Consider the following 24,571-nt stretch of genomic DNA (forward strand, 5'->3'; position numbering starts at 1 on the left):
CCTTCGCTCCCCAACCCACATGTGACGATTCCAATCATGAAACATGCCAGCCTGCGGATGGACAAGCTTGCCAGAAGCTCCCAGCGCCTCAACAAAACGCTGCTGCTGCTCAGCGGGCTGCTGATGCTGCTGTCCAGCACCTGCTATTGGGCGGTGTCCAGGCTGCTCGAGTCCGAGCAGCAGCGCCTGGAGCTGCATTTTGCGCGGGTGGTGGAGATCATCCATGAGCACGAAGTGTTCCTGCGCAATGTGGTCACCAGCAGCCGCCAGGCCACGGTCTCCGTTGATCGCCTGGCAGATCCGGCATCAGTGGTGCAGTCGCTGCCTATCCCGGGTCGCACGCTGCTCAAGGCCCGGGGCCAGGAACTGTCGCTGGCGTTCTCGTTGGCATACAGCGCTGGCTACAGCGCGGCAGACGTGCGACGGGCGTTGGCACTGGGGGTTGAGCTCACCGATTACTACGGCGGTTTCTGGGCGCGCTCCTTCTATGCCTCCCCGCAGGTATTCGTCCTGGCGCCCGGCAGGGCCAGCCTAGCTATTCCGTACGCAGGAGACCAGCGCCAGCATCTGCCTTTGCTGCCACAGCATTACATGGCTGCGGTGGATCGCCTGGGGCAACTGATGGCCACCCCGGGCTTGCTCGCCGACCAGCGCGTGCACTGGCTGCGGTCCCCGGCGCCGCTCTACGATGACAACCTGCGAATCGTCGCCATGATTCGTTTCGACGCGGACTACACCTTGCATCCCGCCGGCACTCCCCAGCAGCCGCTGGCCTTGGCGGCAGTGATGGACACGGAACAGATCGATGAATTCGAGCGGGTGTTGCGCCTGTCGGTGTACAACCAGTTCACCTTGATTTCACCCGAAGGCGATGTGCTGATGGGGGAACTCGGCGTGGACGACGCGGCTCCCTTGGGCCTCAGTTTCAATGGCGATGGCCTGCGCTTCAAGATGAAGGCATCAGGGGGCAGGCCCTGGACCGGCCTGTATGCGATCACCTACCAGAACTTCCTGCGTTATGCCAAGTGGCCGTTGCTGGGCCTTGGGCTCACCTTCATTGCCGCGATCATCCTTGGCTTGTGGATCGACCACTGGTTCAAGTCGCGTATTGTCGTACCTGCCCAGCGTGCTCAGGACCGGCTTGCCGAAAACGAGGCGTTCAACCGTATCATCCTGCACAACGCCCCGGTCGGCCTCTGCGTCGTGCGCCGGTATGACCGGCAGTTGCTGCTGGAAAATGAACGCGCGGTGCAGTGGGGCATTGCCTCGGCCGTGACCCAGGTATTGGCGCAACATTACGGCGATCAGGCTCCCGGCGAAATGTGTCTGCTGGTGGAAGGGCATTACCTGCAAGCGGTGGTGGTTGCTTCGCGCTACGACGGCCAGGATGTCTTTCTCTGTGGCTGTAACGATGTCACCCGGCACGTCGATGAAAACCAGTTATTGAATCAGGCGCGCCGGCAAGCAACGGCCGCCAATGAAGCAAAAACCGTATTCCTGGCAACCATGAGCCATGAAATACGCACACCTTTGTACGGCGTGCTGGGCAACCTGGAACTGCTCTCGCTGACTGATCTGGGCGAGCGTCAGCGCCACTACCTGGAAATCATCGAAAGTTCATGTGCGGTGCTGTTCCAGCTGATCAGCAACGTGCTGGATGTCAGCAAGATCGAGTCCGGGCAGATGGCGCTGGAGCGAATACCGTTTGACCCCCACCAGCTGGTCGAGGACGCAGTGGCCAGTTTCACGGCCACGGCCCATAACAAAGGTTTGCAGATCGACTCGGAAATCGACCCGGCCATGCCCGCCCTCGTGGAGGGGGACGCCGGGCGGATACGCCAGGTGCTGAACAACTTGCTGGGCAACGCCATCAAGTTCACCGATTGCGGGCGTGTACGCCTGCGCCTCACGGTCCAGGAACGTGCCGATGACAGTGTGCTGGTGCAATGGCAGGTCACCGATACCGGGAAAGGTATTCCCGAGAAGGCGATTGAACACTTGTTCAAGCCGTTCTACCAGGTTAGTGCCGGTGAAGAGGGCGGTGGTGCAGGACTGGGGCTTTCCATCTGCTCAAGGCTGAGCGAGCTGATGGGGGGGAGCATGCGTGTGGTGAGCGAGCTGGGGCTGGGCAGCAGCCTCTCGCTGATCGTTCGCCTGCCTGTGGTCGAAAGCTCCCGCACCGTGACACCGGCCCAGTTTGTGCCGTCATATACCCAGGTGCCTTCCCTGGACGTGCGCGTACTGGTAGCTGAGGACAACCCGGTCAGCCAGGCTGTCATGGCCGAGCAACTGACGGCGCTGGGTGCTCGCCCCACGGTGGTAAGTGATGGCCAGCAGGCGCTTGAAGCGTGGTCCGCGCAGGCTTTCGATCTGGTGATCACTGACATCAACATGCCCCGCCTCAATGGCTATGCGTTCACACGCGCCCTGCGCGAACAAGGCGTGTCGGTCCCGATCATCGGCATCACCGCCAATGCGCTGCGTGAAGAAGGTGAGCGTTGCCTGGCCGCCGGCATGAATGCCTGGCTGGTGAAGCCTTTGAGCCTCGGGGGGCTGCGCCAGGCGCTGATTTCCCAGTGCCGGCGTGCGGCCGGTCAGGGTGCTGCCGTCCGAGAAGAGGATGACGACCGTACCGGCTGGATCGAGCTCTCGACCCCCATGCGTCAGCTGCTGGCAGAAACGCTGCTGGCAGATGTGGCGCAGATCGAGCAGGGCTTGGCCCACGGCGATGCCGCCTTGGTGCAGCAACGGTTGCACAGCCTCAGTGGCGCGTTGGCGAGCGTGCATGCCAAGGGCCTGTATGAGGTTTGCCAGCGCTTGGAAGATGCTCTTCAGGAAGCGCCTATGGACGGCCTGCTGGCCGAACAGATCCGCGCATTGTGCACGCGTCTCGGCGTAGTTGCGCAGTGTCTGCTGGACGATTTTTCTGGGTGAATCCTGCCCGACAAGGAGTGTTGTACATGCCGCAACTAAACGTGGTCATTGCCGACGACCACCCCATCGTCTTGCTGGGCGTGCGCGAGGTCGTGCAACGTAGTGGTCACTACAACGTCATCGCAGAGGCCGTCAGTTCTTCTGCGCTGATCGACCAACTGCAACACCACCACCCGCACATTCTCATCACCGATTTCAACATGCCGGGCGATGCCGTCTATGGTGACGGCTTCAAACTCGTCGAATACATTCTGAGGCACTTTCCGCTGACCCAGGTGTTGGTGCTGACCATGATTTCCAGCACCCTGATCCTGGCTCGGCTGCATGAACTTGGGGTGGCTGGGGTGATACAAAAAAACCAGCTTCATGATGAAATCGACAAGGCCCTGGAAGCCTTGAGAAAGCGGCAGCGCTACGTGAGCCTGATGCCGCCGCCGATCTCGGTGGTGCGCGCAAGCATCGAAGTGCAAGCGCGCTTTCATCGGCTCTCTGCCAAAGAGCTGGAAGTGCTGCGTCTGTTCGTTGCGGGCATGACGGTGGGCGATATCGCGCGTCAACTGTCGCGTAGCAACAAGACGGTCAGCGCCCAGAAAGTGTCGGCCATGCGCAAGTTGCAGGTTGAAAGTGATCAGGATCTGCTGACGTATTGCCTCGAGGCCAACCCGTTCCAGTGAGCCATGCAGCAACAGGCTGGCCTCTCAATTTGCCTTGAGCCAGTCGACATCGCGTTGCTCAAACGACAGTGTCAGTGCACATGGCCCCGCGCCTGCGTGGCAAACCGCGTAATGGCCCACCGGGTAGAGGTGGTTAAGCCCCAAGGGGGCAGAGATGTTCGTCAGGTAGACATCGAGTTCCTCGGTGTTAGTGGCACTCACATCCAGCGGGGCACCGGTGTGTGCTTCGGTCACTGTCCAGGTTGACGGATCTTGTCGGCCAATGGGTCCAACCGTCACCACCCCATCCGTCTTGGCGAAAACCCCATGGCCAAAATGCTGGCCACTTCGAACGTAGAGGCGATAACCCTCGTCACTATGGCGGAAGTACAGCAACAACGGGGCAGGCGCAGCCACCCGGTCGAAGGTGATAAGCCCCAAGTCCTGGCCGTGCTGCCAGTCCTCATCCGAGCAATTGAGCATGCCAAGCACCGATGCGCCGTCCAGGGCATGAGCAGGATTGGTCAGTGGGCTCTCCAGCACCACCTCACCGCGGGTCATGCTGTCGAAAGTATTCACTGGGCAACCCTTTACTTGGAGGGTTGCAATAAAGGAACGGGCTTTGTGTGTCATCAGGGGGTGCCTCCAATGTGTTCAACGGTGCACAAGGCTATGGCTAACCCTATGAATGGCCTACTTGGAAGCTGTTCCGGCATTTCAGTCCACGGGCTGGCTGTTAATCGCCGTTGGCACTGGATGTTTGCAGAAATACCCGTTGGGACGTTTACAGTGCTTTACAAAATTCGATTGCCATTTGGAAATCATTTTGGCATTTTACTGCCGTTTATCTCTCAATAAAATTTCTTTTAGGAAACTTGATGAGGTCCTCATGTTGCTCGTGCATGCTGACGAATCCCCCGGTGCCCTGGAAAACGCCCTGTCGCATCTTCAATGCGTCCTGGTGGCGCGCCGCACCCGCTACACGCCTGAGGCGATGAGCTGGCCACAGTACGACATCCTCGAGCTTCTGCGCTTGCAAGGCCCAGCGACGCCCTCGCTGCTGGGTGACAAGCTTGGCGCGGGGCGACCAGGCATTTCCAAATCCTTGCGCGTACTCAAAGACCTTGGCCTGGTGGAGCAGATTCAGGGCAATGGGGATCGGCGCGAGATGGTCACCGCGCTTACACTGGCGGGGCGCGACTTCCTTGTTCGTGCTGCGACGGGCAGACGTGAAGCGGCGCGCATTGCCGCAGCGGTGCTCACGCCCGGTGAACAGGCCATGTTCACTGAACTCTGCGACAAGGTCAGTTTTGCGCTGGCCAACCATGATGCCGACCAGGGAGGCAATACATGAACCCTGTACGCACGCCCTGTCTCGACATTGAAATCTTCGGCGCCCGTAACAACAACCTGCACGACGTCACGCTGAAGGTCCCCAAGCGCTGCATCACGGTATTCACCGGCGTATCCGGGTCCGGCAAGTCTTCGTTGGTATTCGACACGATTGCGGCAGAATCCCAGCGTCAGTTCAATGAAAGCCAAAGTGCTTTCGTCCGCCACCGGCTGCAGCACTATGGGCAGCCGCAGGCCGATGCGTTGCGTAATTTGCCGGCGTCGATCGTGGTTGATCAGAAGCCGTTAGGCGGCAGCTCCCGTTCGACGGTTGGTACAGCCACCGATATACAGCCACTGTTGCGGCTGCTTTTTTCCCGCATCGGGCGCCCCTTCGTGGGCTATTCCAATGTGTTCTCGTTCAACCATCCGCACGGGATGTGCCTGACCTGCCAAGGGCTGGGAAGGGTGGACGAACTGGATCTGGACCTGTTGTTCGACCGCAGCAAGTCACTCAACCAAGGCGCAATTCAGTTTCCGACGTTTGCTCGCGGCACCTTCCGCTGGAAGCGTTATGTGTACTCAGGCCTGTTCGACTGCGACAAACCGCTGGCCGATTACAGCCAGGATGAGTGGCGGATGCTGCTGTATGCCGACGACCTTGCCGTAACCAGCCCTGAACCCGGCTGGCCGTCGTCCGCGCGGTATCAGGGCGTTGTGCCACGTTTCAAACGTGCTTATCTGGACCATGAGCCCGCGCGGCTGACCCAGGCCGAGCGCAAAGGGCTTGCCCGGGTCATCACGCGCCAGCGGTGCCCGGCTTGCGATGGGACACGGCTCAACCCAGGCATCCTGTCGTGCCGTATCAACGGCAACTCCATCGCGGACTGTTCCGCCCTGGAAGTTTCTGATCTGCTGGCGTTCATCCGCACAATCCAAGAAGAAACAGTTATGACGGTGCTGTCGGCCATTGTCGAGCGACTGGAGCAGATGCGCGCCATCGGGTTGGGCTACCTCAGCCTGGGCCGCGAGACCACCAGCCTGTCGGGTGGGGAGTCACAGCGCGTGAAGATGGTCCGCCACCTTGGCAGTAGCCTTACCGACATCGCCTACATATTCGACGAGCCCAGCGTAGGGCTGCATCCGCGTGACGTTGACCAGCTCAATGGCTTGCTGCGTAGCCTGCGCGACAAAGGCAATACGGTGCTGGTGGTAGAGCACGACCCTGATGTGATTGCCATTGCCGACCATGTCGTGGACATGGGACCACGCGCCGGGAAAGACGGCGGGCAGGTGGTGTATCAGGGGGATGTGGCTGGTTTGCGACAGGCCGATACGCTCACAGGGCGCTACCTGCGACGGCCAGTTGCCCCGCTCGCAGAGCGAGAGAGGTGTGCCGCGACGCCGCCCATCACCTTGCAAGGCCTGTTCCTGCACAACCTGCACGATGTCAGTGTCTGCATTCCCACTGGCGTGCTGACGGTGGTCACCGGCGTGGCCGGGTCCGGCAAGAGCACACTGGTCAACTGCCTGCTCCCTCGCCATTGCCCGCACGCCATCCTGGTCGATCAGAAAAGCCTGGGGGGGACGCGGCGTTCGTCAGTTGCAAGCTACATCGGCGTACTTGACGAGATTCGTGCGGGCTTTGCGAAAGGCAGCGGTCAGCCGGCCAGCCTGTTCAGTAGCAACGGCCAAGGTGCCTGCCCTGGCTGCAAGGGCCTTGGGACGGTGCAAACCGACCTGGCTTTCATGGACAGCGTCGAAACGCCTTGCGACGCGTGCAGCGCCACGGGGTTCAACCAGGCGGCGCGCTCAGTCACCTGGATGGGCTGCAACATTTTCCAGGTCCTCGCGTTATCTGTTGATGCCGCCAAGGAGCGTTTCAAGTTCTGTGAAAACATCAGCGAGCCATTAAGCAGGCTCTCAAGAGCAGGGCTTGGCTATCTCTCTCTTGGGCAACGGTTGAGCACCTTGTCCGGCGGCGAGCGCCAGCGCTTGAAACTGGCCAGCAAGCTGGTGGATGAAGGTAGTTTGTACGTCCTGGACGAACCGACTTCCGGCTTGCACATGTCCGATGTGGACCAGCTGCTCGGGATTCTGGACGACCTGACGCAGAGGGGGGCTACCGTGGTCGTGGTTGAACACAATCTGGACGTGATCGCCCATGCAGACTGGTTGATCGAGATGGGCCCTGGCGCCGGCAAGCAAGGTGGGAACATTATCTTCGAGGGTGTACCGGCCGCTATGATCCGCTCTGCGGAGTCAGTGACCGGGCCGTTTCTGCGTCGCCACTTGGCCGCCTAGCAGCAGGCACAAAAAAGCCCGGTATCAAACCGGGCTTCTTCAACTCAACGCTGCGATCAGTTGCCGTAAACCGGCAGCTTCTTGCAGATGGCCTTGACCTTCTCGCGAACGGCGTCGATCACCGCTTCGTTGTTCAGGTCAGCCAGGATGTCGCAGATCCAGCCGGCCAGTTCACGGCACTCGGCTTCCTTGAAACCACGGGTGGTAACGGCCGGGGTGCCGAAACGCAGGCCCGAGGTGACGAACGGAGAACGTGGGTCGTTCGGTACCGAGTTCTTGTTGACGGTGATGAAGGCTTTGCCCAGGGCGGCGTCTGCATCCTTGCCCGAGATGTCCTGTTTGATCAGCGACAGCAGGAACAGGTGGTTCTTGGTACCGCCAGACACCACGTCGAAGCCGCGCTCGATGAACACGCTCGCCATGGCCTGGGCGTTCTTCACCACTTGCTCCTGGTAGGCCTTGAACTCAGGCTGCAGGGCTTCCTTGAAGCAGATGGCCTTGGCGGCGATGACGTGCTCCAGCGGGCCACCCTGGGCGCCCGGGAATACGGCAGAGTTGAGCTTCTTCTCGATCTCTTCGTTCTTGCGCGCGAGGATCAGGCCGCCGCGCGGGCCGCGCAGGGTTTTGTGGGTGGTGGTGGTGACCACGTCTGCGAACGGCACCGGGTTCGGGTAAACACCCGCAGCTACCAGGCCGGCCACGTGGGCCATGTCGACGAACAGGTAGGCACCGACCTTGTCGGCGATAGCACGGAAGCGGGCGAAGTCCAGCACCTGCGAGTAGGCCGAGAAGCCGGCAACGATCATTTTCGGCTTGTGCTCGACCGCCAGGCGCTCGACTTCGTCGTAGTCGATCAGGCCGTTGCCGTCGATGCCGTACTGGATGGCGTTGTACAGCTTGCCCGAGGAGCTCACGGAAGCACCGTGGGTGAGGTGGCCGCCGTGGGCCAGGCTCATGCCCAGAATGGTGTCACCGGCCGACAGCAGCGCCAGGTAGACCGCGGCGTTGGCCTGGGAACCTGCGTGTGGCTGAACGTTGGCGTAGTCGGCGCCGAACAGCTGCTTGGCGCGGTCGATGGCCAGTTGCTCGACCACGTCGACGTACTCGCAACCGCCGTAGTAGCGCTTGCCTGGGTAGCCTTCGGCGTACTTGTTGGTCAGCACCGAGCCCTGGGCTTCCATGACAGCCGGGCTGGTGTAGTTTTCCGAGGCGATCAGCTCGATATGCTCTTCCTGGCGCAGTTCTTCTTGCTGCATGGCTTCGAAGAGCTCGGCGTCGTACTTGGCAATGGTCAAATCACGGCTGAACATGGCGGTCCTCAAGGATCGGGGTGAATTGGGGGGGCATTCTAACCGATTGCTCCGCAGCTGGCATATGAAGTGGCATCAAGTCGCGGACCAAAGGGCCTCATGTTGCAGGCCGCGCCGTTTGTGGGCTGGAGGTGGGCGAGAGTTGACCTGAAAGTCCGGTTTCAATAGGCGTAGAGCACCGCGTGCCGCGCTTTGGAAACGTCAGTCGAACATGAACAGCGTTTCGTTGGCGAACTGGGCTTCGAACTGGTGGGCTGGCATGGGCCGCCCGAACAGGTAACCCTGCACTTCGTCGCAACCGTGCTCACGCAGAAACTCCAGCTGCTCATGGGTTTCGACACCTTCGGCGATCACTGCCAGGTTCAGGCTGTGGGCCATGGCGATGATGGCCCTGGCGATCTGCGCATCCTGCTCGCCAGCCGGCAGGCCATCGACGAAGGTGCGGTCGATCTTGAGCACGTCGATGGGGAACTGCTTGAGGTAGTTGAGCGACGAGTAACCGGTACCAAAGTCATCCACCGCAATGCTCAGGCCCAGGTTCTTCAGGCCGGCGAGAATCTGCAGCGCCTCAGTCACCTCCCGCATCAGGATGCTCTCGGTCAACTCCAGCTCCAGGCACGCCGGTGGCAGGCCGGTTTCATCCAGGATGTTGGCGATGCGGGTGCCCAGCTGGCCGTCGGAGAACTGCCGCGCCGAGATGTTCACCGACACCTTGGGCACCCGCACCTTGGCCTTGTGCCAGGCTTTGAGCTGACGGCTGGCTTCGCGCAACACCCAGTCGCCCACGTCCACCACCAGGCCCAGCTCCTCGATCACCGGGATGAAGTCGCCCGGCGGCACCAGGCCTCGGGTTGGGTGCCGCCAGCGCAGCAGCGCCTCGGCGCCGGTCAGGCGCTTGCCGTCGCCGCTGAACTGCGGCTGGTAGTAAAGAATGAACTCGTTCTGCTCCAGCGCGTGGCGCAGGTCGCTTTCCAGCTCCAGGCGCTCCAGGGCACTGGCGTTCATCTCGGCCTGGTAGAACTGGAAGTTGTTCTTGCCCCGCTCCTTGGCGTGGTACATGGCTGTGTCGGCGTTCTTCATCAGCTGGCTAAGCTCGCTGCCATCTTGCGGGCTGAGGGCGATGCCGATACTGGCGGTAACGAAGAACTCGCGGTTTTCCAGTACGAACGGACGCACCAGGCTGCCAAGGATGTTCTCCGCCACATGGATGGCGCGGTTCAGGGCCAGCTGGCGGGTGGCCCGTGGCTGCAGCAGCAAGGTGAACTCGTCGCCACCCATGCGCGCCACGGTATCGTCGTCGTCCACGCAGGCCAGCAGGCGCTGGGCCATGTCCTTGAGCATGCGGTCGCCGGCGGCGTGGCCCAGGGAGTCGTTGATCGGCTTGAAGCGGTCCAGGTCGAGGAACATCAGCACCACCCACGCCTTCTGCCGCTCGGCTTGCTGCAGGGCGTTGTACAGGCGGTCCTGGAACAGCGTGCGGTTGGGCAGGTGGGTGAGGGCGTCGTAGTAGGCCAGGCGGTGAATGCGCTGTTCGCTGGCCTTGCGCTCGCTGATGTCGGTGAAGAAGCACACGTAGCTGGCCAGGTCGCCTTCGTCATCCAGCACGGCGGTGATGCCCACCCAGGCCGGGTAGTGATCGCCATCGCGGCGCTTGAGCCACACTTCGCCTTCCCAGCTGCCGCGCTGGTTCAGCTGCTTGAGGATGTAGCCCAGGTGCGCTTGCTGCTGCTCGTTCATCACCAGCATGCCCGGCAGTTGGTCCAGCACCTCGCTGACCGCATAGCCGCTGACGCGGCTGAACGCTTCGTTGGCCTGCACGATGTAGCCCGCCGGGTCGGTGATCAGGATTGCGGACGTGGAGTGCTCGAATACCGTGGCGGCCATGCGCAGGTCTTTTTCGGCGCGGCGTTGCTGGCTGATGTCGCGGCCCACACCCAGCACCCCTTCAAAGCGCTGGTCATCGTCCCACACCAGCACCAGGCGCAGTTCGATCGGGATCTTGCGGCCGTCGGCGCGCAGGCAGTCGAACAGGAACAGTTGCATCGGCAGATGGTTGCGCAACTCGGCCAGTTGGGCCGGGTCGTCCATGGCCTTGCTGACGCGCTCCATCAGGCCGTAAATGCCGGTGAGCTGGGCCGGGTTGGCGATGATCGACTGCCAGCCGTTGGCGAAAATCCAGTCGGTCTGGTAGCCCAGCACGCTTTGCACCGAAGGGCTCACATAGTCCAGCTTGAGCTGGCTGTCCGTGGAGAAGATCACATCGCTGATGCTCTCGGCCAGCATGCGGTAGCGTTGCTCGCTGTCGCGCAGCGACTGGCTGGCCTCGATCTGCACGGTCACATCCTTGCCGACCCCGATGATGCGTGTCACCTGGCCGTCCGCGTCGCGGGCCAGCACCTGCTCACGGATGTCATAGCAGCGCCAGTTGCCATCGCGGTGGCGGAAGCGCAACTGGCAGTGCAGTGGCTGGTCGTGCCCGGTATCACGTTGTTGCTGGCGCAAGGCCTTGTAGTGTTCGGCATCTTCAGGGTGCAGCAGCAGCTCCCAGAAGCGGTCGCCCATCTGGGCCAGCTCGGTGCGGTCGTAACCCAGTGTCTGGCCCAGGTGACGGTTGCTGAAGATCATCCGCTGGCTGTGCACATCCTGCACGTACAGCTGGTCTGGCACGGTGCGGACCACGTCCGACCAGAAGCTTTCGCGCTCCAGCAGTGACAGTTCCACCTTCTTGCGGCTGGTGATGTCGCTGATGCTCAGGATCACGGCCTGGTAGTCCCGGCGCTGCTGCGGCAGGCGTGCCATCAGCCATAGGTGCAGCTCGCCACCGAGGGGGGAGGGCAGGCGCACTTCCAGCTCCAGCAAGGCGCGCTGCTCGATCAAGGCATCGATCAGTTGCATGCCGACGCTGTCGCGGCCATTGCCGCTTTCGTCGAACAGGCGCTGCCAGGCCCCTTCATGGCTGTCGATGTTCAGCAACTGGCGGGCCACCTGGTTGACCTCGGTGATCTTCAGTTGCTGCAGCAGTGCGCGGCGCAGGTTTGGCTCCAGGGCCAGGCTTTGCTTGAGCGCTGCGCGGTTACGCACGTGGTAGCGGTCCAGTTGCCCGGGAAGGCAGGACAGGTCCAGCACGCACAGCGCTACGCCAGTGCCTTCGAAAATCTCCTGGTAGCGCCGGCGGTCTTCCTGCAATGCGCGCTGGCGGCGGCGCATGTTGATCAGGGCCAGCAGCGGCAGCAGGGCGCAGATCAGCACCAGCACGCACTTGCCGATCAGCGCGGGCAGCAGCTTCTGCCGCGCCAGATGCGCGTCGAATTGCCCGCGCAACTGCCAGGTGCTGTTGTCGATGAACGCCAGCATCACGCTTTGCAAAGGCGCCTGGCTGCTGTGTGAGGACAGGTGGCGTTGCAGTACATCGCCGCTGCGGCTGTTTTCCAGCAGCCATTGCGGGTGGCTGGCGCCGTTCAGGCGCTCGGTAAGGGTGCTGTAGTAGTCAGGTGACAGGCGCAGCAGCCAGTAGCCGCGGTCCTGCTCGGGCGCCTGGCGCAGCAGCAGGTAAAGCGTGCGGTTGTCGGCGGCGTTGGTGAAAAAGTAGGGGCGGCCTTGGTTGAGCTTGAGCAATTCGTCGATCAAGGCGCGGTCGCCCGCACCCGGCAGGCTGTCGACACGCGAACGGCCCGCGCTGTCCAGCCACGCCACGCTCTGCAATGCGGGTATCCGTTCGCGCAGCACGCCAACCAGCGCACTGACCGCAGCCGGGGCCGGCGCTTTGATGTAGGGCTGCATCACATTGATGGCCTGCTGCGCCTTGAACGCCATGTTCAGGCTCAGGTGGTCGGCCAGCTCCGTGGTGGCATCCAGGCTCTTCTTGCGCAGCTCGGCCTGGGTGTTGTTGAACTGTGCGAACAGCTGCCACAGCAACAGGCCCAGCAGCAGCAAGGCCAGCAACGCCAACGCACCCTTGATCGACCCGCGCATGCTGGTAGCGGGCGCCTGGGGCGCGGAACGCGATGAAGGCGGTAGCGTGTGATTGGTCAAGCGTCGATCCTGCGATTGGGCTGGCGATGGCAGGTAGGGTCATGCGCGGCGGCTGCCGGTGCCTGGCTGCCATACCGCGGTGGCGCACTATAAGCCGGACACTCGAAACCGGCTAGCATGCCTAGCATTGTGGCAAAGTGCCAGCGCTGTTCGCCGTGTGCCGTGGGGCGCTGGTTCGGCAAGCCCCTGCAACCTGTGCGAGAATGCCGCCCGCTTCACATGACAACGCATCGGAGATGTTCGGTTTTGGTTACTCACTTTTCCACCAATGGCCTGGATTCCGCCTGTGGGCGCAGCAGTCAGACCCTTGTCAGCACTGCCGTGACCGAGGACGTATCCTGCAAGACTTGCCAGCGCTCGCTGGTAAAACCCGCCGCCGCTACCAAGGCCAAGGCGCCATCGCTGGCCGAGTTGCGTACCAGCGCCAGGGCAGCTGCGCAACCGGCACCTGTAGCTGTGGCCAAGCCAGGCGCCAAGCCAGGCGCCAAGCCGGTCGCCACGCCTTCCGCCACGTCGGCACCTGTGGCCTCTGTACAGCCAGCGCGCAGCGGTGGTTTCAGCGTCAAGTCGGCCTGGGCTTCGCGCCTTGCCGAGCAAGGTGAGCGTTGCCGCTTGCCACGCGGCAAGGCCAGGCAGCGCCACGTCTGACCCCGCGCTGGCCGCAGCATCTGCAGGCCAGCGCCCCTTTTCTCGACCATTAGCCACGCCTATGCAACGCGGCGCGTTGGCGTAGAATGGTCCACTTTGTTCAACGACACCCGACCGTGACTCCCCTGGCCATCGCCGGGGCGCTCGTCGATGTCCTTACTTATCTGAATGAGAGGGCTTGGTTTTGGCTCAATACGTCTACACCATGCATCGGCTGAGCAAGGTCGTGCCGCCGAAGCGGGAAATTCTCAAGAACATTTCCCTGTCGTTCTTCCCGGGCGCCAAGATCGGTGTACTCGGCCTGAACGGCGCGGGTAAATCGACACTGCTGCGCATCATGGCGGGTGTCGACAAGGAGTTCGACGGCGAAGCCCGCCCGATGCCCGACATCAACGTGGGTTACCTGCCGCAGGAGCCGCAACTGGACCCCACCAAGTCGGTGCGCGAAGTGGTCGAAGAAGCGGTCAGCGTAATCAAGGATGCCCAGGCCCGCCTGGACGAGGTCTACGCGGCCTACGCCGAGCCCGATGCCGACTTCGACAAGCTGGCCGCCGAACAGGCCAAGCTCGAAGCCATCCTGCAGGCCGCCGACGGCCATAACCTGGAGCGCCAGCTGGACGTGGCGGCCGATGCCCTGCGCCTGCCGGCCTGGGATGCGCGCATCGAACACCTGTCCGGCGGTGAAAAGCGCCGTGTAGCCCTGTGCCGCCTGCTGCTGTCGGCCCCCGACATGCTGCTGCTGGACGAACCGACCAACCACCTGGACGCCGATTCCGTCGCCTGGCTGGAGCGCTTCCTGCACGACTTCCCGGGCACCGTGGTAGCCATTACCCACGACCGGTACTTCCTCGACAACGTTGCCGGCTGGATCCTGGAACTGGACCGTGGTGCGGGTATCCCGTACGAAGGCAACTACTCTGGCTGGCTGGAAGCCAAGTCCGATCGCCTGGCGCAAGAGTCCAAGCAGCAGAGCGCCCACGAGAAGGCCATGAAGGAAGAACTGGAATGGGTGCGCAAAGGCGCCAAGGCCCGCCAGTCCAAGTCCAAGGCGCGCCTGCAGCGGTTCGAAGAAATGCAGTCGCAGGAATTCCAGAAACGCAGCGAAACCAACGAGATCTACATCCCGGCTGGCCCGCGTCTGGGTGACAAGGTCATCGAGTTCAAGAACGTCACCAAGGGCTATGGTGACCGCGTACTCATCGACAACCTGTCGTTTGCCATGCCCAAGGGCGCCATTGTGGGTGTGATCGGCGGTAACGGTGCCGGTAAGTCGACCCTGTTCCGCATGCTGATGGGCAAGGAACAACCGGACTCGGGCAGCATCGAGATTGGCGAAACCGTGCAGCTGGCCTGCGTGGACCAGAGCCGCGAAGACCTGGACGGTGGCAAAACCGTGTTCCAGCAGGTTTCCGACGGCTCCGACCAGATCCGCATCGGCAACTATGAGATCCCGTCGCGCACCTATGTTGGCCGCTTCAACTTCAAGGGCGGTGACCAGCAGAAGTTCGTCAAGGACCTGTCCGGTGGTGAGCGTGGGCGCCTGCACCTGGCCCTCACCCTGAAAGAGGGCGGCAACGTGCTGCTGCTCGACGAACCGTCCAACGACCTCGACGTTGAAACCCTGCGTTCGCTGGAGGAAGCCTTGCTGGACTTCCCTGGCGCCGCCATCGTGATTTCCCACGACCGTTGGTTCCTGGACCGTGTAGCCACGCACATCCTGGCTTACGAAGACGATTCCAACGTGGTGTTCTTCGAAGGCAACTACACCGAGTACGAAGCCGACCGCAAGAAGCGCCTGGGTGATGCTGCTGCCCAGCCGCACCGTGTGCGCCACAAGAAGCTGGCCCAGTAAGCCGCTTTTAGCTGCACAACGATGGGGCCTTCAAGGCCCCATTTTTGTGCCTGAAACCGGCAAATAGCGCTTTATTTTGTATACATTTATATAAAACGCACCAAATAATTTCATTAAAACGACATCGCGCCCTGTTGCAGGGCGATTGCTTCTTGGTACATTCCAGAGAAAACCAATAAGTCCAATCCTCTTGGTGAGATGTCTACCATGATCGAATCCGTCGACGATTTCCTCGCACGCCTGCAGCAGCGTGACCCCGGCCAACCGGAATTCCACCAGGCCGTGGAAGAGGTGCTGCGCACCCTCTGGCCGTTTCTTGAAGCCAACCCCCATTACCTGCAGGCGGGCATTCTCGAGCGCATGGTGGAGCCTGAGCGCGCGGTGTTGTTCCGGGTTTCCTGGGTGGATGACCAAGGCAAGGTGCAGGTCAACCGCGGCTACCGCATCCAGATGAGCAGCGCCATCGGCCCGTACAAGGGCGGCCTGCGCTTCCACCGGTCGGTGAACCTCAGCGTGCTGAAGTTTCTGGCGTTCGAGCAGGTATTCAAGAACTCCCTCACCTCCCTGCCCATGGGCGGTGGCAAGGGTGGTTCGGACTTCGACCCCAAGGGCAAGAGCGACGCTGAAGTGATGCGCTTCTGCCAGGCGTTCATGAGTGAGCTGTATCGCCACATCGGCGCTGATTGCGATGTGCCGGCTGGCGATATTGGTGTGGGTGCCCGCGAGATTGGCTTTATGTTCGGCCAGTACAAACGCCTGGCCAACCACTTCACGTCGGTGCTCACCGGCAAGGGCATGACCTATGGCGGCAGCCTGATCCGCCCGGAGGCAACTGGCTACGGCTGCGTGTATTTCGCCGAAGAAATGCTCAAACGCCAGAACCAGCGCATTGATGGCCGTCGTGTGGCCATTTCGGGCTCGGGCAACGTTGCCCAATACGCGGCGCGCAAGGTCATGGACTTGGGCGGCAAGGTTATTTCGCTGTCTGACTCCGAAGGCACGCTGTACGCCGAAGCGGGCCTCACCGATGCCCAGTGGGATGCGCTGATGGAGCTGAAAAACGTCAAGCGTGGGCGCATCAGCGAATTGGCCGCGCAGTTTGGCCTGGAATTCCGCAAGGGCCAAACTCCGTGGAGCCTGGTGTGCGATATCGCGTTGCCTTGCGCCACCCAGAACGAGCTGGATGTGGACGATGCCAAGGCGCTGCTGGGCAATGGCTGCATCTGTGTAGCCGAAGGCGCCAACATGCCTACCACGCTTGCGGCTGTGGATATCTTCCTGGAGGCAGGCATTCTGTATGCCCCTGGCAAGGCCTCCAATGCCGGCGGCGTGGCCGTGTCGGGCCTGGAAATGTCACAGAACGCCATGCGCCTTCTGTGGACGGCCGGCGAAGTGGACAACAAGCTGCACGGCATCATGCAGTCGATTCACCATGCGTGCGTGCATTACGGCGAAGAGGCCGGCGGCCGCGTCAACTACGTCAAGGGTGCAAATATCGCAGGCTTCGTGAAAGTGGCGGATGCGATGCTGGCGCAAGGCGTAGTCTGACCCGCCCGCTATCAGGGCCGCGTTGCGGCCCTAATCTGCTTCACCGTCGATCCGCACAACCTCGATCACCCGATCACCCGCCGGTCGGTGCCACGCCACCTCGTCCCCAGGCTCAGCACCGAGCAGCGCCCGCCCCAGGGGCGAGCCCCAGTTGATCAGCCCGCGCCCGGCGTCGGCCTGGTCTTCCCCCACCAACTGTACGGTCTGCTCCAGCCCATCCTCATCTGCAAATGTAACGCGGCTGCCGATGGCGACCTTGCTGGATGACTGGGCAGGGGGCATCACCTGGGCGCTCTGCACGCGCAGGGTGAAGTAACGCAGGTCACGCTCCGTGTCGGCCAACCGCTGCTTGTCACCGCGCTCACCCTGCGCCGCCAGCTCGCTGCGCAAGGTGTTGAGGCTGGCCACGCGGGCCTGCAACTGGCGCAGGCCACTGGCGGTTACATAGTTGGGTTGTTCACTCACATGCCGCTCTACCGGTTGATCGGCCTGGGCGGCGGCTTGGTCTTCGTTGACGAATGCTCGGCTCATGGCGGCCTCCTTGTGCAGAGGACCATCATGGCAGGCTGAGGGTTTCAACGAATGCCCAGTAGCGACTCAGTCGGGGCGCCAGGCCCTGGCTGCACCGCGGTCCTTTTCCTGCTGCCAGTCACGGTCGCGCTGGTCCCAGAAGCGCTGATGGTATTGCTGCTGCTCGGCGCTGTCCTGCGTGGCCTTGCACTGGCGGAAACCATCGTCCCAGCCGGTTTCATACTGCGGCTCGTGCAGATAGCGCAGCACGTTCTTGCGAAAGTCGCCCACCATCACACCGGCGGCTTGCCGACCACTGCTGCACCCATCCTGAAAGCCGTCGGCATAGGCGGGGGGATAGCCGCGCCCGACCATCTGCTCGTGGGTGCTTTCACACCCCGCCAGCAGCAACGCAACGCACAAGCCCAACCCGTACCGCCACATGGCCACCCACCCTCCAGCTGTTGATAACCAGTCTAGAGGGCGATTTGTCGCGGTGCTGTCAAAACAGTGTCAAAGAGTCGCGGGTTCTACCGCGAGAGCTAGTAGTGGTACCACTTTACTTCGAGCATCACCTCGTTCTGTGCCGTGGCCAGGTGGCTGAACCCGCGTGAGGCACTTAGACGCAGCCCTAGGTTCTGGCTGATCTCCCACTGCTGGTTCAGGCTCAGGCTGCGGCGTACTTCGCCGTTGGTGAAGTAGTCCCCCTTGGCTTCGAGCGTCATGTTGCCCAGCCCGTTGCGCCACAACAGCCCGCCGTTGAACCCCGCCGCCGGTGCAATGAACTGGGCAAAATCGTTGTGGTGCTCCACCCGCATTGTGCCCAAGGCAAAGCCCAGCAAACCGTCGGCCAGTTGCCAGGTGCCGCCGGCGCCGCCGTTCACGTGGCTGACCAGCACCTCGTCGTCATGCTTGCCCGGTACCCGCTCCAGGCCACCGGCCACCTGCCAGGACCAGGGTTTCAGCAGCTCGTTGCGCGGTGTCAGCGAGCGGATGGTGGCGAGGTCCAGGCGTTGCACCTGCCAGTCATTGCCTTCGTACTGGCGCACCTTCAACTGCAGGATCTCGATCTGGGCGCCGAGCGGGAAGCCATAGGCGTTGTCGTTGAGGTCGTGGTAGGCCATGCGCAGGCCGTACTCGGCGAAGGCGCGGTCTTCCCGGGTGCCTACCCCAAGCTGCCAGGTACGCGAATCGTGGCCGTCTTCGGGGAGCCCCGGGCGCTCAATCTGCAAGGGTGGCGGCGGGTTGGTATTGATCGCGCGCAGCAGCTCGAAGCTGCGCTTGGCTTGGCCGGGGTCGCGCTCCTGACCGTTGGCCCGGTAGCGCTCCAGGCGATAGGCGGCGTCCTGCACCAGTGCCTGACGCTCCCGGGGCAGTGCCTTGAACGCGGGGCTTTGCAGTTGTGCGGTGTCGGCACTCACGGCCAGCACCTGGCGTTTTTCGTCATGATCCAGCGGTGCTGCCCGCGCCAACAGCTCGCGCTCTCGCGAAGGGCGGTAGATTTCGCTGGCCACCAGGCCGGACTGCTTTACCGCCTTGACCGTGTCGGTAGGGATGGCCGTAAGCGGGAACTGCGAGGTCAGGTCCAGGCCTGGGCGCGCCACCTGCAGCAATTCCAGCAGGCGGTAGGAGCAGTTCTCGTCGAAGAAGAAGTAGTCGAACTGAATCTGCTTCAGTTCCCACACATGTTCCACCATGCGCCCGGTTTCTTCCGGGGTCAGGTCCAGCTGGTACTCCCACAGGTCGCGGTTTTCCAGGCTGCGGTATTCGGAGAGCTTTTCTTGGTAGGGCATCAGCGCGAACAGGCCAGGGTAGCCGCCCGCCAGGCCTTTCCAGGCATACAGGATGCTGTTGTCGCTGCCTTCGATGTAGGCGCCGAAGTTGATCGCGTAACTGAGCAGCGTGGTGTCGTCGCTGCGGGTGGTGGACTGGTCGATGCGCAGCAGGGTATGGCCGAACATGGACGAGGGGCTGTTCAGGTAAGCCGCCGGGAAGATCAGCGCCGCGCTGTGTGGGTCGATCGACTGGTACCAGGTCTTGAATTCCTGGCAGTCAGGCTGTGGCAGGCCTTGCAGGCCGAGCTGCTCACGCAGCCAGCGGGTGCGGGCCGGGAACACGCATTGAGCATGCTTGTCGCCAAGGCTTGCCGGTGCGTACAGAGCCTCTACGGTGGCCTTGAGTTCGCGGTCCGGGTGGTGTGCGCCGTCCTGCGCCAGGAAAAACGCATCGTCGTCCACATAGCTGCGCCAGCCACCCAGCTTGCCCGTTTCATAATGACCAAGGGCTATCCAGTAGGGGGTGTTTGCCAGTTGCTGAAGGCGAGCCTGGTCGATGTGCGGGGCGGCATGAACAGGGGCGCAGGCTAACAGCGCCAGGGAAGCGAGGCGTTTGAACATAGGGGGCAGCTACTTCCAGACGATGCCGAAGAGAAGGCGAAACCCGCCCCGGGGCCGGGGCGGGAAAAGCGGCAATTACGCCTCGGTAGCGTACTTGGCCAGGCGTGGGTCGTTCTTCAGAACGGCCAGGGTGTTGCTGTGTACGGTTTCAGCGTTGACGTCGGCGCTGCTGAAGATCTGGTTGAAGTGGTCGTGGGTGACCGATGCGAAGTAGCCGCGGTCTTCCGGTGCCACGCCCAGTACCACGGCGTAGGTGGTCAGAGCTTCACCCTGGCCCATGGCCATGTCTTCGGAAAGCTCGTTCATCATGCCGTTCATGGCGAACCAGGACTTGCCGCCGTAGGTCAGCGAAGCCTTGGTGGAGCAGCCGTTGGTGCCGGAGGTCATGCCGAAGGTGGCGTTACCGGAAGTGCCGTTGGTGGTGGAAGCCAGGAAGTGCGCAGGGGTGCCGCGCTGGCCTTCGAACAGCATGTTGCCCCAGCCGCAGTTCGGGCCGCCTGGCGCATCGGCCATTGCGTTGAGCGAGGCCACGGTGAACAGAGTACCCAGAAGAATCCGTTTCATAGCTTTATTCTCTATTTGACTTAAACCAAGGGTCAGGTTTCTGGCAACTCGATTGCCAGGTCGGGAAAGCATTTCACCCACCCGCGCAGCTTGGAGTTTAGGCGCGATCTAAAGGTTGCGTCACTGATTGCGAAAAATTTGCCTGCACAAGACACCGTCGCACCTGCGACATAAAGTTTTTATAGCCTTGCAACCCTCGCGCAGGCGGCGCCAGAATGCTGCCATCTGCCCCGCCGAAGTAAGGAAACCCAATGCCCGATCCTGTCGCTGCGCGCCTGCGTCTTGCGCCTGAAGCCCTGACCCGGCGTTTCTCCCCCGAGCAGTTTGCCTTTGCCAATACCGACGATCTGGAGCCGTTTCGCGGAGTCCTGGGCCAGGAACGTGCTGTCGAGGCCCTGCAGTTCGGCGTGGCCATGCCGCGCCCTGGTTACAACGTGTACGTCATGGGCGAGCCCGGTACCGGGCGTTTCTCGTTCGTCAAACGCTACCTCAAGGCCGAGGGCAAGCGTCAGCAGACGCCGGCCGACTGGGTGTACGTCAACCACTTCGACGATAACCGTGAGCCCCGCGCCCTTGAGCTGCCTTCGGGCACGGCCGGTGAATTCATCGCCGACATGGGCGGGTTGATCGACAACCTGCTGGCAACCTTCCCGGCAGTGTTCGAACACCCCTCCTACCAGCAGAAAAAAGGCGCCATCGACCGCGCCTTCAACCAGCGCTATGACCGCGCCCTGGATGTGATCGAGCGGGCATCGCTGGAAAAGGACGTGGCCCTGTACCGCGACGCCAGCAACGTCGCCTTTACCCCGATGGCCGACGGCAAGGCGCTGGACGAAGCTGAATTCGCCCAGTTGCCAGAAGAGGTGCGCGAGCAGTTCCACGAAGACATCGCCCTGCTCGAGGAGCAGCTGAACGAGGAGCTCGCCAGCTTGCCGCAGTGGAAGCGCGAGTCCAACAACCAGCTGCGCCAGCTCAATGAAGAAACCATTACCCTGGCGCTGCAGCCACTGCTGGCGCCATTGTCGGAGAAGTACGCCGAAAACGCGGCCGTGTGCGCTTACTTGCAGTCAGTGCAGTTGAATCTACTGCGCACGATAGTCGAGCAACTGGTCGATGACAGCAAGACCGACGCCGTGGCGCGCAAGCTACTCGAGGAGCAGTACGCGCCGAGCCTGATGGTTGGCCATCATGTCGATGGCGGCGCGCCGGTGGTGTTCGAACCGCACCCCACCTACGACAACCTGTTTGGCCGCATCGAATACAGCACCGACCAGGGCGCGCTGTACACCTCCTACCGCCAGCTGCGCCCCGGCGCGTTGCACCGTGCCAATGGCGGCTTCCTGATTCTTGAAGCCGAGAAGATGTTCGGCGAGCCGTTTGTATGGGATGCCCTCAAGCGTGCCTTGCAGTCGCGCAAACTCAAGATGGAATCGCCGTTGGGCGAGCTGGGCCGTGTCGCCACCGTCAGCCTGACCCCGCAGATGATCCCGCTGAACGTGAAGCTGATCATCATCGGCTCGCGCCAGTTGTATTACGCGCTGCAAGACCACGACCCGGACTTCCAGGAGATGTTCCGGGTGCTGGTGGACTTCGACGAAGACATGCCCATGGTCGACGAAAACCTGGAGCAGTTCGCCCAGCTGTTGCGCACCCGCACCAACGAGGAGGGCATGGCCCCGCTGACCAGTGACGCCGTGGCGCGGCTGGCTACCTACAGCGCCCGGCTGGCGGAAAACCAGTCGCGCCTTTCTGCCCGTATCGGCGACCTGTTCCAGCTGGTGAGCGAAGCGGATTTCATCCGCCAGCTGGCCAGTGACGAGATGACCGATGCCGGCCACATCGAGCGTGCGCTCAAGGCCAAGGCCACGCGTACCGGGCGTGTTTCACAGCGGGTGCTGGACGACATGCTGGCCGGCATCATCCTGATCGACACACAGGGCGCAGCCATCGGCAAGTGCAACGGGCTGACCGTGCTGGAAGTGGGCGACTCGGCCTTCGGCATGCCGGCGCGTATCTCCGCCACCGTGTACCCGGGCGGCAGCGGTATCGTCGACATTGAGCGTGAGGTCAACCTGGGCCAGCCGATCCACTCCAAGGGGGTGATGATTCTCACCGGGTACCTGGGTAGCCGTTATGCCCAGGAGTTCCCACTGGCCATCTCTGCCAGTATTGCCCTGGAACAGTCCTACGGTTACGTGGACGGCGACAGCGCCTCGCTGGGCGAGGCTTGCACGCTGATTTCCGCCTTGTCGCGCACGCCGCTCAAGCAATGCTTTGCGATCACCGGTTCCATCAACCAGTTTGGTGAGGTGCAGGCAGTGGGTGGGGTGAACGAGAAGATCGAAGGGTTCTTCCGCCTGTGCGAGGCACGTGGCCTGACGGGCGAGCAGGGTGTGATCATCCCGCGCGCCAACGTTGCCACGCTGATGCTCGACGAACGCGTGCTGCAGGCAGTGGAGAACGGCGTGTTCCACGTGTATGCGGTCAGCCAGGCAGACGAGGCACTTAGCCTGCTGGTGGGCGAGGAGGCTGGGGCGCCCGACGAAAAAGGCCAGTTCACCGAAGGCAGTGTCAACGCGCGTGTGGTCGAACGGCTGCGAGAGATCGCCGAGATGATCAGCGAGGAAGACATCGAGAAGGCAGAAAAAGAACGCCTCGAAGAGGTGATCGCCCAAGCCAAGCCGGCTTGAGTCAATAAACCGGCGCTGGCGGCCATGTGCTACCGTTCGGCGCCGGTTTTCCATCTTTCTCACGGTTCCTCTATGCTGGAACTTAGGGACAGCATCAAGGTTCAGGATGGAAACGGCCTGGTGTTCAGGCCGATCTCGGCTCTAGGGGGACGCGGCCATGCGCAACCTCAGCCTCACTCGCCAGTGCCTGGGCCTGGTGACTCGAATTGAATGCAGCATTCGCCCGCTTGCCGGCGATACCGGCATGTGGACGTTGCTGTTCGCTGCCGGCATGGCCGGCGAGCAACCGTCGGCCATCAAGGCCCAGGGGCCGTTTCACGGGCCCATGGTGGCAGAATCGGTGTTGAACGCCATTGTCGACAGCCTGACCTTGCACGGTTACCAGTTGAGCGAAGATCCGCAGATCTGGTGCCTGCATCTTCAGGCGCAGTTGCGGCGGATCAACGGCGAGCGGTGCAGGAACCTGGGTGATTACCAGTTTCATCCTGAGAGTTGAGGCAAGGGCCTGGGCTTTTGCTGTAACAGGTGGCTGGCTATACTCGCCGTCGTTTTTCCAGTCACCTACGAGCCCCAACCCTCCATGGAACGTATTCTTGAAAATGCGATGTATGCCTCTCGCTGGCTGCTCGCTCCCATTTACTTCGGCCTGTCCCTGGGCCTGCTGGCGCTGGCGCTGAAGTTTTTCCAGGAAGTGGTTCACGTCCTGCCCAACGTCTTCGCCCTTAGCGAAGCCGACCTGATCCTGGTGATTCTGTCGCTGATCGACATGTCGCTGGTAGGCGGCCTGCTGGTGATGGTGATGATTTCTGGCTACGAGAACTTCGTCTCGCAGCTGGACATCGATGAGAGCAAGGAAAAGCTCAACTGGCTGGGCAAGATGGACTCCTCGTCGCTGAAGATGAAGGTAGCCGCTTCGATCGTGGCCATTTCGTCCATCCACCTGCTGCGAGTGTTCATGGACGCCCAGAACATCTCCACCGAGTACCTGATGTGGTATGTGATCATTCACATGACCTTCGTGCTGTCGGCGTTCTGCATGGGTTACCTGGACAAGCTCACCAAGCACTGAGCCGCTTGCCGCTGGCAGCCAGCAGTGTGCTAGGCTGCTGGCCCTTTTCACCAAGGGCGCGGCTTCGCTGCGCCCTGCTGCGGAGCATGACAATGTCCGAACTCAACCTGTCTACCGACGAAACCCGCGTCAGCTACGGCATCGGCCGTCAGCTGGGTGGCCAGCTGCGTGACAACCCGCCACCGGGCGTCAGCCTGGAAGCCATCCTGGCCGGCCTGACCGACGCGTTCAACGGTGCAGGCAGCCGCGTCAGCGAAGCCGATCTGTCGGCCAGCTTCAAGGTTATCCGCGAAGTGATGCAGGCCGAAGCGGCTGCCAAGGCAGAAGCCGCTGCTGGCGCTGGCAAGCAGTTCCTGGCCGACAATGCCAAGCGTGATGGCATCACTACCCTGGCCTCTGGCCTGCAGTTCGAAGTGCTCACCGCAGGTGAAGGCGCCAAGCCGTCCCGCGAAGACAGCGTGCGCACCCACTACCATGGCACCCTGATCGACGGCACCGTGTTCGATAGCTCGTACGATCGTGGCCAGCCGGCTGAATTCCCGGTGGGTGGTGTGATTGCTGGCTGGACCGAAGCCCTGCAACTGATGAATGCCGGCAGCAAATGGCGCCTGTATGTACCGAGCGAGCTGGCCTACGGCGCGCAAGGTGTGGGCAGCATCCCGCCGCACAGCGTACTGGTGTTCGACGTCGAGCTGCTGGACGTTCTGTAACGCCCTGAGGGCGCCATTT

At 62.1% G+C, this 24,571-nt stretch carries 18 protein-coding genes; 11 read left to right on the plus strand and 7 right to left on the minus strand.

Annotated elements, in window-relative coordinates; all coding sequences use genetic code 11:
- Positions 1-36: 36 nt before the first annotated feature.
- Together PPA02S_RS18135 and PPA02S_RS18140 are read left to right on the plus strand one after the other, a co-directional pair.
- Positions 37-2,934 (plus strand): hybrid sensor histidine kinase/response regulator, encoded by a 2,898-nt coding sequence (locus tag PPA02S_RS18135; protein WP_028631742.1) that lies wholly within the window; start codon positions 37-39, stop codon positions 2,932-2,934.
- Between the two features lie 26 nt (positions 2,935-2,960).
- On the plus strand, positions 2,961-3,608 hold the full coding sequence (locus PPA02S_RS18140; protein ID WP_028631741.1) for a response regulator: 648 nt from the start codon (positions 2,961-2,963) through the stop codon (positions 3,606-3,608).
- 24 nt (positions 3,609-3,632) lie between these two features.
- On the opposite strand, the gene PPA02S_RS18145 is transcribed toward PPA02S_RS18140, so the two are convergent.
- Positions 3,633-4,166, minus strand: coding sequence for a hypothetical protein (locus tag PPA02S_RS18145; RefSeq protein ID WP_154660042.1), 534 nt, complete (start codon positions 4,164-4,166; stop codon positions 3,633-3,635).
- A gap of 109 nt (positions 4,167-4,275) precedes the next feature.
- Between PPA02S_RS18145 and PPA02S_RS18150 the strand changes: the two genes are divergently transcribed.
- Positions 4,276-4,941 (plus strand): MarR family winged helix-turn-helix transcriptional regulator, encoded by a 666-nt coding sequence (locus PPA02S_RS18150; RefSeq protein ID WP_211230849.1) that lies wholly within the window; start codon positions 4,276-4,278, stop codon positions 4,939-4,941.
- The gene (locus tag PPA02S_RS18155) at positions 4,938-7,223 is read left to right on the plus strand and encodes an ATP-binding cassette domain-containing protein (protein WP_028631738.1); all 2,286 of its coding nucleotides are present in this window, start codon (positions 4,938-4,940) and stop codon (positions 7,221-7,223) included. Before PPA02S_RS18150 ends, PPA02S_RS18155 begins: the two co-directional genes overlap by 4 nt.
- A 56-nt stretch (positions 7,224-7,279) precedes the next feature.
- Here PPA02S_RS18155 and glyA read toward each other — a convergent pair whose 3' ends face one another.
- Both glyA and PPA02S_RS18165 read right to left on the minus strand, forming a co-directional pair.
- A complete protein-coding gene (gene glyA, locus PPA02S_RS18160) occupies positions 7,280-8,533 on the minus strand; it encodes a serine hydroxymethyltransferase (protein ID WP_028631737.1) in 1,254 nt (417 codons plus the stop codon).
- A gap of 201 nt (positions 8,534-8,734) precedes the next feature.
- Complete coding sequence (locus PPA02S_RS18165; protein ID WP_154660044.1) at positions 8,735-12,505, minus strand: sensor domain-containing protein; 3,771 nt, start codon at positions 12,503-12,505, stop codon at positions 8,735-8,737.
- Between the two features lie 306 nt (positions 12,506-12,811).
- Between PPA02S_RS18165 and PPA02S_RS22790 the strand changes: the two genes are divergently transcribed.
- The 3 genes from PPA02S_RS22790 to gdhA all read left to right on the plus strand — a co-directional run bounded on the left by PPA02S_RS22790 (position 12,812) and on the right by gdhA (position 16,613).
- Positions 12,812-13,213: a hypothetical protein gene (locus PPA02S_RS22790; protein ID WP_080667800.1), complete on the plus strand. Its 402-nt coding sequence runs from the start codon at positions 12,812-12,814 to the stop codon at positions 13,211-13,213.
- Positions 13,214-13,397: 184 nt separating this feature from the next.
- Complete coding sequence (ettA, locus tag PPA02S_RS18175; RefSeq protein WP_028631734.1) at positions 13,398-15,065, plus strand: energy-dependent translational throttle protein EttA; 1,668 nt, start codon at positions 13,398-13,400, stop codon at positions 15,063-15,065.
- A gap of 207 nt (positions 15,066-15,272) precedes the next feature.
- Entirely contained in the window at positions 15,273-16,613 is a 1,341-nt protein-coding gene (gene gdhA, locus PPA02S_RS18180; RefSeq protein ID WP_028631733.1) for an NADP-specific glutamate dehydrogenase, read from the plus strand.
- A gap of 30 nt (positions 16,614-16,643) precedes the next feature.
- On the opposite strand, the gene PPA02S_RS18185 is transcribed toward gdhA, so the two are convergent.
- The 4 genes from PPA02S_RS18185 to PPA02S_RS18200 form a co-directional block, all read right to left on the minus strand.
- Positions 16,644-17,144 carry a GreA/GreB family elongation factor gene (locus tag PPA02S_RS18185; RefSeq protein WP_028631732.1) on the minus strand — a complete coding sequence of 167 codons (501 nt, stop codon included), beginning with the start codon at positions 17,142-17,144 and terminating at the stop codon, positions 16,644-16,646.
- Between the two features lie 66 nt (positions 17,145-17,210).
- Entirely contained in the window at positions 17,211-17,567 is a 357-nt protein-coding gene (locus tag PPA02S_RS18190) for a hypothetical protein (protein WP_028631731.1), read from the minus strand.
- 98 nt (positions 17,568-17,665) lie between these two features.
- On the minus strand, positions 17,666-19,519 hold the full coding sequence (locus tag PPA02S_RS18195; protein ID WP_028631730.1) for an Lnb N-terminal periplasmic domain-containing protein: 1,854 nt from the start codon (positions 19,517-19,519) through the stop codon (positions 17,666-17,668).
- A gap of 75 nt (positions 19,520-19,594) precedes the next feature.
- A complete protein-coding gene (locus PPA02S_RS18200) occupies positions 19,595-20,083 on the minus strand; it encodes a DUF3015 domain-containing protein (protein WP_028631729.1) in 489 nt (162 codons plus the stop codon).
- Positions 20,084-20,334: 251 nt separating this feature from the next.
- Between PPA02S_RS18200 and PPA02S_RS18205 the strand changes: the two genes are divergently transcribed.
- The 4 genes from PPA02S_RS18205 (at position 20,335) to bamJ (ending at position 24,552) form a co-directional block, all read left to right on the plus strand.
- The gene (locus PPA02S_RS18205) at positions 20,335-22,773 is read left to right on the plus strand and encodes a Lon protease family protein (RefSeq protein WP_028631728.1); all 2,439 of its coding nucleotides are present in this window, start codon (positions 20,335-20,337) and stop codon (positions 22,771-22,773) included.
- Positions 22,774-22,930: 157 nt separating this feature from the next.
- A complete protein-coding gene (locus tag PPA02S_RS18210) occupies positions 22,931-23,269 on the plus strand; it encodes a PA4575 family protein (RefSeq protein WP_028631727.1) in 339 nt (112 codons plus the stop codon).
- Between the two features lie 84 nt (positions 23,270-23,353).
- A complete protein-coding gene (locus tag PPA02S_RS18215; RefSeq protein ID WP_028631726.1) occupies positions 23,354-23,842 on the plus strand; it encodes a TIGR00645 family protein in 489 nt (162 codons plus the stop codon).
- 92 nt (positions 23,843-23,934) lie between these two features.
- On the plus strand, positions 23,935-24,552 hold the full coding sequence (gene bamJ, locus PPA02S_RS18220; RefSeq protein WP_028631725.1) for a BamJ family beta-barrel-assembly machinery protein: 618 nt from the start codon (positions 23,935-23,937) through the stop codon (positions 24,550-24,552).
- The last annotated feature ends 19 nt before the right edge of the window (positions 24,553-24,571 follow it).

Source organism: Pseudomonas parafulva NBRC 16636 = DSM 17004, assembly GCF_000730645.1.
GTDB lineage: Bacteria > Pseudomonadota > Gammaproteobacteria > Pseudomonadales > Pseudomonadaceae > Aquipseudomonas > Aquipseudomonas parafulva.